The sequence below is a fragment of the Serratia sp. ASV30 genome (genome assembly GCF_016428815.1).
Taxonomy (GTDB): Bacteria; Pseudomonadota; Gammaproteobacteria; order Enterobacterales; family Enterobacteriaceae; genus Chania; species Chania fonticola_C.
Map to the genome: position 1 here is coordinate 158,619 of NZ_JAELTL010000002.1, position 10,028 is coordinate 168,646.

Here is a 10,028-nt window from a genome sequence, read left to right on the forward strand (position 1 = left end):
CGGTTATCCTTCCTGCTCAATCTTGGTCAGCACTTCGCGCAGCACCGGGCCATATTCATACTTGCCGGGGCAAACGAAGGTACACAACGCCAGATCTTCTTCATCCAGCTCCAGACAGCCCAGCGCCTGGGCACTGTCCGTATCGCCCGCCAGCAGATCGCGCAGCAGATGGGTCGGCAGAATATCCAGCGGCATCACCCGCTCGTAATTGCCGATCGGTACCATCGAACGCTCACCGCCGTTGGTGGTGGTGGAGAAAGCGAACAGCTTGTGCTTGAGGAAATGGCCCAGCGTGGTGCGGGTGATGGAGAACTTGTCCGATGCCGGAGCAATCCAGCCGAACAACTCTTTCTCCCGGCCTTCCAGCAATACCGACACCTGGTTGTGGAAACGGCCAAGCCAGGCACTCGGGCCGCTGGCATGGAAACCACTCAGCACCGAGCCGGAAATCACACGGTTCTCACCGGCCTTCAGGCGGCCCGCTGTCAGTTGATCCAGGCTAGCCCCCAAACGGGTGCGCAGCAGCACCGGCTGTTCCACCTGTGGCCCCGCCAGAGCGACCACGCGCCGGGTATCCAGCTTGCCGGTAGTAAATAGGGTGCCGATGGCGATCACATCCTGATAACCGATATGCCAAACGGTTTTCTTCAGGCTAACCGGCTCCAGGAAGTGAATATGCGTGCCCACCAGCCCCGCAGGGTGCGGGCCAGCAAACTCGCTGTAATCAATCTGCGCGCCAGCAGCCGTATCCAGCCGCGTACCCGCTGCGTGGCAGACGCGTACCTTGCCGTCTGTAAGGCGTGCCAATACCGTCAGCCCGGCATTAAATGCCGCCAATTGCTCGTTGATAATCACCAACGGATCCGCTGCCAGCGGCTGGGTATCGATAGCGCTGACGAAAATAGCGCGCGGTGAGGTACCTGGGCGGGGGGTTTTGCTAAATGGGCGAGTACGCAGTGCGGTCCACAGGCCGCTGGCGATCAGATCGCTTTCAACCTGCTGGCGCTCCAACATCGGCAAATCGGCCTGCTGATAATAGGCCAGTTCCACCTGCTCTTCGCCGCCGTTGTCGATGTCAATCACCACCGATTGCAACATGCGGCGTTCGCCGCGATTGATTGCGGCGACCTGCCCGCTGGCCGGTGCCGTGAAGAAAACCCCAGGGTTCTTCTTGTCTTCAAACAGCGCCTGGCCTTTTTTAACGCGATCGCCAACCTGTACCAACATGGAGGGGCGCATACCAACATATTCCTGGCCTAGCAGCGCCACTTGCGTGACCGCTGGGCCATCCTGGATCGCCTGCGAAGGCGCCCCAGCGATTGGCAGATCTAACCCTTTTTTTATTTTGATCATAGGATTTATACGATGTTTTTAATTTTCACACGCCTAACCAACCCAGAGGCAGGCACAAAGCATGCAGGATGATGAGGTGGCCCTAGCCCCCTCCGGATGAACACGATGACCTCATGCCCAACTTGAATATTCACACTGACCGCCGACATCCAGGCCAATGATTAAGCCAATACCGCATATTGTTAAAACATTGCTATCAACGATGGCGGAATTGTTGCTATTTCACACAATATCCCTGTACTGATTACCGATTAATAACGATGCAGCATGGGCAAGATATTAACATTTTCGACAGAATTTTTCCGTGCTATCTAGTGACCTGAGTCGAGGAAATGCAATTAAACACCTGTTATCTCTTGACACTACTCGTTAAAAACGTGGGTTCATTTCACTTTTACCGAGGATTGTAGTTTTTTTATACACTTCGCATATTGCTAAAAAACAACACGCTGGTAATCTGACGGGGTTAAATACGAAATCTCGTCAGTGGCATGCTGGCTACATTAGTTTTTATCCCCTATGAATTTCAAGCTGCAGCTAGGCGACTAGCTTGTTCATCCCCAGGAGCTTACTTAGGTAAGTGACTGGGGTGAGCAAGCGCAGGTAACAACGCTGCAGCTTGAAAGGCGACGGGGATATGCCAGCAAATAAATATAAGCAGGATAAATTAAGAATGAGCAAAATCGCGCTGTTGTTTGCGATGCTATTTTGTACGCCGCTGATCACGGCGTGCAGCGCCAGTGAGCCAGCCCCGGCTCCCCAGGCCCCGTTGGTTGCACAGCAGTTATTAGGTTCACCGGTCTATATCCAGATATTCAAAGAAGAGCGCAAGCTGGAGTTGTACGCCAAGATGGGCAACGAATTCCGCCTGGTGAATAGTTTCTCTATCTGTAACTTCTCCGGAGGGCTTGGCCCAAAGCGCCGTGAAGGGGATTTTAAAAGCCCCGAAGGCTTTTATAGCGTCGACACCCGCCATCTGAAACCAGACAGCAAATATTATCGCGCCATCAACATCGGTTTCCCTAATGATTACGATAAAGCGCAGGGATATTCCGGTGCCTATCTGATGATCCACGGGGAATGTAAATCGATTGGTTGCTACGCGATGACCAACGCCTATATGGACGATATCTATCGTTACGTTGAAGCGGCGTTTGCTCACGGACAAAGCCGGGTGGATATCAGCATTTATCCGTTCCGCATGACCGAACAGAACCTGCAACGCCACCGTTCTTCAACCTACATCAGCTTCTGGCGTCAGTTGAAACCGGGGTATGACTACTTCGTCAAAAACCGCCAGCCACCGATGGTTAGCGTGGCCAACGGCCAATACGTGATGGCACAGCCGGTCATGAATAGCGCCCAGCCGACTCAATATGCCTCAACGCTTGAGACGAACACCAACCCGTTCGCCCGTAGCCAGCCGCTCACCGTAGTGAAATAAGGCAAACTCGCCTGGTGCTATCTTGTGCCAGGTTTCATTGCCCGTCAGCGGTTGGGTTGCAATGACCGTGACCACGTCATCCGGCGTGGTCTGCCGCTGAAAATCAATCTCTACATCCTGATCGAGCAAGGTGGCTTTGCCAAACGGTGCTCGCCGGGTGATCCAATAAAGATTGGTGGAGCAATAGGCCATCACAAAGCGCCCATCTGACAACAGCATATTGAACACCCCTTTCTCTCTGAGCCGATCGGCCAATAACGCTATATAGCGAAACACGGCTGGCCAGTTGCTGGGAGTGCGAGGGTATTTCAGCGCCAACTGATGTAACAGCCAGCAGAAGGCATATTCACTGTCGGTCTGCCCTACCGGGCGGAAGTTGCCGGTCGCCAGTTGGCGATAACCTTTCAGTTGCCCATTATGAGCGTAAGTCCAGTTGCGGCCCCACAGTTCACGGGTAAAGGGATGGGTATTTTCCAGCGCCACTTCACCGCGATTAGCCTGGCGGATGTGGGAGACCACGGCACAGGACTTGATCGGGTATTCCTGCACCAGGCGGGCAATAGGTGAATTAAAGCTGGGTTGGGGATCCTTGAATGTGCGACAACCGTTGCCTTCATAGAAAGTAATGCCCCAGCCATCTTTATGTGGCCCGGTTCGGCCACCGCGCTGTACCAGCCCGGTAAAGCTAAAGCAGATGTCGGTTGGTACGTTGGCGCTCATCCCGAGCAGTTCACACATCGATTGCCACCCCTTGAGGACTACTGACATTGGTATAAGGGCGCAGCTTGATGCCACGCCCTATATTTAATGCTGATCTCGCCGTTAAGCCTTAACCATCTCTTTTTCGATCAACAGGATCAAGATGTGGATCGCTTTGATATGGATTTCCTGGATACGGTCGGCGTAGCCAAAGTGCGGTACGCGGATTTCCACGTCGGCGCTACCGGCCATTTTGCCACCGTCTTTGCCGGTCAGGGTGATCACTTTCATCCCCTTGGCGCGAGCCGCCTCAATGGCTTTGATAATGTTGCCAGAGTTGCCCGAGGTAGAGATCCCCAACAGCACGTCGCCTTCGCGGCCTACGGATTCCACATAACGGGAAAACACGTACTCATAGCCAAAATCGTTGCTGACGCAGGACAGATGGCTAACGTCAGAAATCGCGATGGCCGGATAGCCCGGGCGATTCTCACGGTAGCGGCCAGTCAGCTCTTCCGCGAAGTGCATCGCATCACAATGCGAGCCACCGTTACCGCAGGAGATCACTTTCCCGCCGGCTTTAAAGGAATCCGCCAGCAGCACTGCCGCGCGTTGGATGGTATCAATGTTGGCATCATCGCTGAGGAATTTCGCCAAAGTATCAGCCGCTTCATTCAGTTCACTGCGAATTAAATCGTGGTACATAGAGATCGCCTCTTGTTTTGCGGTGGCATCGTCAATCTTTCGTCTCGCAGTGTAACGGATTGCAGAAAAACCTAGAAGCGTTGCGACGCAAACAGCGCTAGTGTGAACCGCCCCGGCGATTTTTTGACAATTGATGCTGTCAGTTTGTGACTTAAGTTGTAATTAAAGTGTAAATGCATTGATAAAAAAATGGGTATGGACTAAAACCATTAGATATACACAACAGGTCAGACCTCTTACTACTTCGGAGCTTCTTATGATGGTTCTTAGTATCGTTGTTCTACTCGCACTCATTGGTGTGGTGTTTTATCACCGAGTGAACCTGGCTCTCAGCAGTCTGCTGCTGTTGGCCTTTACGGCGGCCATGGGCGCTATCGGCCTTTGGACCTACTGGATGCTGGTACCGCTGGCAATCGTGCTGCTGCCGCTGAACATCGTTTCGCTGCGCCGCTCGCTGCTTTCTGCCCCAGCACTGCGCGCCTTCCGCAAAGTGATGCCGCCAATGTCCACCACGGAAAAAGAAGCCATCGATGCCGGGACCACCTGGTGGGAAGGCGATCTGTTCCGTGGCCAACCGGATTGGAACAAGCTGCACAACTATCCGCAGCCTAAGCTGACGGAAGAAGAGCAAGCCTTTATCGACGGCCCGGTAGAAGAAGCCTGCCGCATGGCCAATGACTTCGAGATCACCCACGAACTGGCCGATCTGCCGCCGGAGCTGTGGGCCTATCTGAAAGAACACCGCTTCTTTGCGATGATCATCAAAAAAGAGTACGGCGGGCTGGAATTCTCCCCTTATGCTCAGGCCCGCGTCCTGCAAAAGCTGGCGGGTGTCTCAGGTATTCTGGCGATCACCGTCGGCGTGCCTAACTCCCTCGGCCCAGGCGAGCTGCTGCAACATTACGGCACTGAAGAGCAGAAAGATCACTACCTGCCAGGCCTGGCGCGCGGCGACGAAATTCCTTGCTTCGCACTGACCAGCCCAGAAGCGGGTTCCGACGCCGGGGCCATCCCGGACGTAGGCACCGTATGCATGGGCGAATGGCAAGGCAAACAGGTGCTGGGCATGCGCCTGACCTGGAACAAGCGCTACATTACCCTGGCTCCGATTGCCACCGTGCTGGGGCTGGCCTTCAAGCTGCATGACCCAAGCCGCCTGCTGAGCGATAACGAATCCCCCGGCATCACCTGTGCGTTGATCCCAACCAACACCCCAGGGGTAGAGATCGGCAACCGTCACTTCCCGCTCAACGTGCCGTTCCAGAATGGCCCAACCCGCGGCAACGACGTGTTCGTGCCGATCGATTACATCATTGGCGGGCCAAAAATGGCCGGTCAAGGCTGGCGGATGCTGGTTGAATGCTTGTCGGTTGGCCGTGGTATCACTCTGCCGTCCAACTCCACCGGCAGCCTGAAATCCGTGGCGTTGGCGACAGGCGCTTACGCCCATATTCGCCGCCAGTTCAAAATCTCTATCGGTAAGATGGAAGGGATTGAAGAGCCGCTGGCACGTATTGCCGGTAACACCTACGTGATGGATGCCGCCGCGTCGCTGATCACCTATGCGTTGATGCAGGGCGAAAAACCTGCGGTGCTGTCCGCCATCGTCAAATACCATTGTACCCACCGTGGCCAACAGGCCATCATTGATGCGATGGATATCACCGGCGGTAAAGGCATCATGCTGGGCGAAGCCAACTTCCTGGCCCGTGCCTACCAGGGCGCACCGATCGCCATCACGGTGGAGGGTGCCAATATCCTGACCCGTACCATGATGATCTTCGGCCAGGGGGCGATCCGCTGCCATCCTTATGTACTGACCGAAATGGCAGCCGCTCAGAACAACGATCTGCACAGCTTCGACCAGGCGCTGTTCGGCCACCTCGGCCACGTCGGCAGCAGCAAAATGCGCAGCCTGTGGCTCGGCCTGACCAATGGCCGCACCAGCAGCACGCCAACCAAAGACGCTACACGCCGCTACTATCAGCAGCTAAACCGTCTGAGCGCCAACCTGGCGTTGCTGTCTGACGTTTCCATGGGCGTGCTGGGCGGTAGCCTGAAGCGCCGCGAGCGTATCTCTGCCCGCCTGGGTGACGTGCTGAGCCAGATGTACCTGGCCTCGGCCACGCTGAAACGCTTTGAAGATGAAGGGCGTCAGAAAGAAGATCTGCCACTGGTTCACTGGGGCGTACAAGACAGCCTGAATCAGGCAGAGCAAGCGCTGGACGACCTGCTGCGCAACTTCCCGAACCGCTTTATCGCCGGGGTGATGCGCCTGGTGGTGTTCCCATTCGGCCGCGTGCATACCGCACCTTCGGATAAGCTGGACCACCAGTTGGCGAAGATTATCCAACAGCCTTCAGCCACCCGTAGCCGCCTTGGCCGTGGTCAATACCTGACGCCAAGCGAGCATAACCCGGTTGGCCTGCTGGAAGCCGCGTTGCTGGACGTGATTGCCGCAGAACCTATCCACCAGCGCCTGTGCAAGCAAGCCGGTAAGAACCTGCCGTTCACCCGTCTGGACCGTCTGGCACAGCGTGCACTGGATGAAGGCAAAATCAGCGCCGACGAAGCCAAGATCCTGGTGAAAGCGGAAGAGAGCCGTCTGCGTTCAATCAACGTTGATGACTTTGCGCCAGACGCGCTGGCGGCGCAGCAGCCGGTAAAGCCAGTAAAGCTGGAAAAACGCCAGCAGCAGACTGAAGCTGCATAACGTTCAGCGGCCGTAAATGCCAAAGGGGCGATACCGTTAAGGATCGCCCCTTTCTCATTGCAGATTCAGATTGGCTCAACCATGTTGGCGGATACGCGCCAGCAAGGCATCGATGTGTTCTATGTGCGGCGCGTTGACGATCAGCGCGCGCCCCAGATTAAGGGCGTTGCGCTGACACTCGGCGCGCATTTCCGCATCGGTGATGCTGTCCAGATCGGCCACGTGCGCCAGCCCGATAGTACGGCGTATCAGCTCCGTACCGCAGTAACCCACCGCATCTGTCCATACCTGTTGCAGGAACTGCTCGGCATAGCCCGGCAGCGCCAACGTTGCGTCACGGCTATGTTGATGGCACAACGCCAGAAAGCGATCGGCAAAGATCAGCCACAGCTCACGCACATCCTGCAACCGCTGCTCACGCCCGGCCGCCGCATCACGCGGGCCGAACAACCCTGGTAACCCACAATAGTTCAGCAGCAGATTACCCAGCGCAGTGCCAATATCGAAGCCGATCGGCCCGTAGAAGCCAAACTCGGCGTCGATCGCCTTCAACTTGCCTTCAGCTACAAATATCGATCCGCTGTGAATATCGCCGTGCAGCAAAGCCTCAGCCTTGCTCAGGAAGCGATGTTTCAGCCCGGCCACCGCCAACTTCAGCGCCGCGTCATCACGCAGTGCCAGCACCTGAGGCAACAGCGCCTCGTCAAACTGATTACGCTCATGATCCTGGTAAGGATCGCTGAAAAACAGATCTTCGGTGATCTGGCACAGTTCCGGATTGGTGAAACGGCTGACTTCTGCCTTTTTCAGCTGTGCGGTCTGGTAAAAATCAGAGGTGTGGAACAGAGTTTGCGCCAGGTATTCTGCCAGTTGCCCGGCGGCCAGCGGATAGTAGCGCCCCTTCACAAGCTCGCTGCGCCAGATGTGATGATCAGAGAGATCTTCCTGCACCATCACCGCCAGCTCAGGATCGTGATGCAGCACCTGCACCGTGTGGCGTGGGCACAGCGCCCCGTGGATCAGCAGCGTTTCCGCTTCGATACGCGCCCGATCCAGCGTCAACGGCCAGGATTCCCCCACGCAACGTACATACGGCAGCGCCTGTTTGACAACCACCCGGCTGACGCCGTCAGCATCACGGATTTTAAAGACCAGGTTCAGATTGCCATCACCGATCTCATCGGCACTTACCAACGCCAGTGGATCGGCCAGTTGCCCATATTGGCGCGCGTATTCAACGGCATCGGCAGCAGTAAACGTACGATATTGTGACATCCCCCAACCCCTCTGTTCTTTCCCATAGCGATGATTTTTTATTTTTAGCCGCAAAAGCGTTTGGACGTCTATACATCCGGATGTCATGTTGGCAGAATGGGTTCACAGATGCAATAAGAAACACACAAGGATTTAACCACTGATGCAAGCACTTAACACCACCAGCCTGAGCCTGCAAGACAGCCGTCTCCAAATCCTCGACCAGCAAGCTTTGCCGCAGGAAAAGTGCTGGTTGCCCTGCGACAGCGTGGACGAATTAGTTGGGCATATCCGCGCCCTGCGGGTGCGCGGCGCACCGTTGATCGGGCTATCTGCCAGCCTGCTGCTCGCCCTGTTGGCTGAGCGTGGCCTGTCGCAGGCTGAGCTGGAGCAGGCATTACAGACACTTCGCGCCTCACGCCCGACGGCGGTGAACCTGATGAACAATCTGGATCGTATGAAGCAGGCTTTGGCTCAGCCGGATTGGGTGAGCGCGATGACCGAGGAAGCGCTGCGCCTGGTCGAGGAGGATCGAACCCTGTGCGATCGCATCGCCGATAACGGGGCCGAGTGGGTGAAACCGGGAAGTCACCTGCTCACCCATTGCAACACCGGGGGACTGGCGACGGCGGGCGTGGGCACGGCGATTGGCGTTCTGCTTCGTGCACATCAGCAAGGCAAGATCGCCCAGGTTTGGGTCGATGAAACTCGTCCGTTGCTGCAAGGGGGCCGCCTTACCGCCTGGGAACTGGGAGAACTGGGCATTCCTTACCGCTTAATCTGCGATTCCATGGCCGCCAGCCTGATGGCTACGGGCCAGGTCGATGCAGTCTGGGTAGGCGCAGACCGCATTGCGGCCAACGGTGACGTGGCCAATAAAATCGGTACTTACAGCTTGGCGGTGCTGGCCCATTACCACCATATTCCGTTTTACGTGGCCGCCCCACATACCACGCACGATCCTCACTGCCCCAACGGCGCAGCCATTCCTATCGAACAGCGCGCGGCCGAAGAAATCACCGGCGTCAGCGGCAGCTTTGGTTCCTGCCAGTGGGCACCGCTCAATGCGCCAACCTACAACCCGGCATTTGATGTGACTCCTGCGGCGCTAATCAGCGGCTGGGTGTTGGATAGCGGCGTCATTACGCCAGAGCAGGTTGCCGACGGGATTTTCCAGCGCGCATTGGCATAACTTTTTGCCCCTCACCCCAACCCTCTCCCACAGGGAGAGGGAGCTGCCCGGAGCGCGTGGTTGGATCGTGCAACGTCGGGAAGTTGGGAGCAAGAACAACGAGGGTGGCGGTAGAATGCAGAAAAATCAGCAAGCTCGATCGGTTCCCTCTCCTCGAAGGAGAGGATTGGGCTGAGCTGCCCGGAGCGCGTGGTTGGATCGTGCAACGTCGGGAAGTTGGGAGCAAGAACAACGAGGATAGCGGTAGAATGCAGAAAAATCAGCGAGCTCGATCGGTTCCCTCTCCTCGTGGGAGAGGATTGGGCTGAGCTGCCCGGAGCGCGTGGTTGGATCGTGCAACTTCGGGAAGTTGGGAGCAAGAACGACGAGGATGGCGGTAGAATGCAGAAAAATCAGCAAGCTCGATCGGTTCCCTCTCCTTGTGGGAGAGATACCGTCTTGTCGGTTATCCGGCAAGCGGTATTTCCGCATTAAATGTCTTTCCTGATTTCACCACGCCATAAGCCAGTTGCAGTAGTTTGCGCATCGCTGCACAGACTCTCTCTTTGCCCGTCTTTCCGCGTAACTTCAGCCTTTCTATCAAGTCCTTAACCACTACATTGTATTGGCCTGCCACCACCGCGGGCATGTATAACGCGCTTCGCAGCTCACCGTGTCCCACTTTCGAT

The 10,028-nt window shown here is 56.2% G+C and carries 7 protein-coding genes and 1 pseudogene; 3 read left to right on the forward strand and 5 right to left on the reverse strand.

The annotated features are described in order from the left end of the window. Positions 1–3: 3 nt before the first annotated feature. Complete coding sequence (locus tag JHD74_RS01550) at positions 4–1,353, reverse strand: Na(+)-translocating NADH-quinone reductase subunit A (protein WP_199061380.1); 1,350 nt, start codon at positions 1,351–1,353, stop codon at positions 4–6. Positions 1,354–2,026: 673 nt separating this feature from the next. Here JHD74_RS01550 and dpaA point away from each other — a divergent pair. Continuing rightward, positions 2,027–2,797 carry a peptidoglycan meso-diaminopimelic acid protein amidase gene (gene dpaA, locus JHD74_RS01555; protein WP_024528983.1) on the forward strand — a complete coding sequence of 257 codons (771 nt, stop codon included), beginning with the start codon at positions 2,027–2,029 and terminating at the stop codon, positions 2,795–2,797. Here the strand turns inward: dpaA and JHD74_RS01560 are convergent. Together JHD74_RS01560 and lpcA are read right to left on the reverse strand one after the other, a co-directional pair. Further along, on the reverse strand, positions 2,735–3,535 hold the full coding sequence (locus tag JHD74_RS01560) for a class II glutamine amidotransferase (RefSeq protein ID WP_024528984.1): 801 nt from the start codon (positions 3,533–3,535) through the stop codon (positions 2,735–2,737). The two genes, dpaA and JHD74_RS01560, sit on opposite strands and share 63 nt — an antisense overlap. A gap of 84 nt (positions 3,536–3,619) precedes the next feature. Beyond that, the gene (gene lpcA / locus JHD74_RS01565; RefSeq protein WP_021181931.1) at positions 3,620–4,201 is read right to left on the reverse strand and encodes a D-sedoheptulose 7-phosphate isomerase; all 582 of its coding nucleotides are present in this window, start codon (positions 4,199–4,201) and stop codon (positions 3,620–3,622) included. A gap of 256 nt (positions 4,202–4,457) precedes the next feature. Between lpcA and fadE the strand changes: the two genes are divergently transcribed. Continuing rightward, on the forward strand, positions 4,458–6,914 hold the full coding sequence (fadE, locus tag JHD74_RS01570; protein ID WP_024483640.1) for an acyl-CoA dehydrogenase FadE: 2,457 nt from the start codon (positions 4,458–4,460) through the stop codon (positions 6,912–6,914). Between the two features lie 75 nt (positions 6,915–6,989). Here fadE and mtnK read toward each other — a convergent pair whose 3' ends face one another. Continuing rightward, positions 6,990–8,189 carry an S-methyl-5-thioribose kinase gene (gene mtnK, locus JHD74_RS01575; RefSeq protein ID WP_199061382.1) on the reverse strand — a complete coding sequence of 400 codons (1,200 nt, stop codon included), beginning with the start codon at positions 8,187–8,189 and terminating at the stop codon, positions 6,990–6,992. A gap of 142 nt (positions 8,190–8,331) precedes the next feature. Between mtnK and mtnA the strand changes: the two genes are divergently transcribed. Next, the gene (gene mtnA / locus JHD74_RS01580) at positions 8,332–9,360 is read left to right on the forward strand and encodes an S-methyl-5-thioribose-1-phosphate isomerase (protein ID WP_199061384.1); all 1,029 of its coding nucleotides are present in this window, start codon (positions 8,332–8,334) and stop codon (positions 9,358–9,360) included. A 445-nt stretch (positions 9,361–9,805) separates the two neighbouring features. On the opposite strand, the pseudogene JHD74_RS26565 reads toward mtnA, so the two are convergent. Then, positions 9,806–10,028, reverse strand: a pseudogene (locus JHD74_RS26565) (IS110 family transposase); the annotation flags it as partial.

Excerpts from the sequence above, each read along its gene's own strand:
- JHD74_RS01560 (WP_024528984.1), bottom strand. The coding sequence starts at position 3,535 with ATGTGTGAACTGCTCGGGATGAGCGCCAACGTACCAACCGACATCTGC.
- lpcA (WP_021181931.1), bottom strand. The coding sequence starts at position 4,201 with ATGTACCACGATTTAATTCGCAGTGAACTGAATGAAGCGGCTGATACT.
- JHD74_RS01550 (WP_199061380.1), bottom strand. The coding sequence starts at position 1,353 with ATGATCAAAATAAAAAAAGGGTTAGATCTGCCAATCGCTGGGGCGCCT.
- fadE (WP_024483640.1), top strand. The coding sequence starts at position 4,458 with ATGATGGTTCTTAGTATCGTTGTTCTACTCGCACTCATTGGTGTGGTG.
- dpaA (WP_024528983.1), top strand. The coding sequence starts at position 2,027 with ATGAGCAAAATCGCGCTGTTGTTTGCGATGCTATTTTGTACGCCGCTG.
- mtnA (WP_199061384.1), top strand. The coding sequence starts at position 8,332 with ATGCAAGCACTTAACACCACCAGCCTGAGCCTGCAAGACAGCCGTCTC.
- mtnK (WP_199061382.1), bottom strand. The coding sequence starts at position 8,189 with ATGTCACAATATCGTACGTTTACTGCTGCCGATGCCGTTGAATACGCG.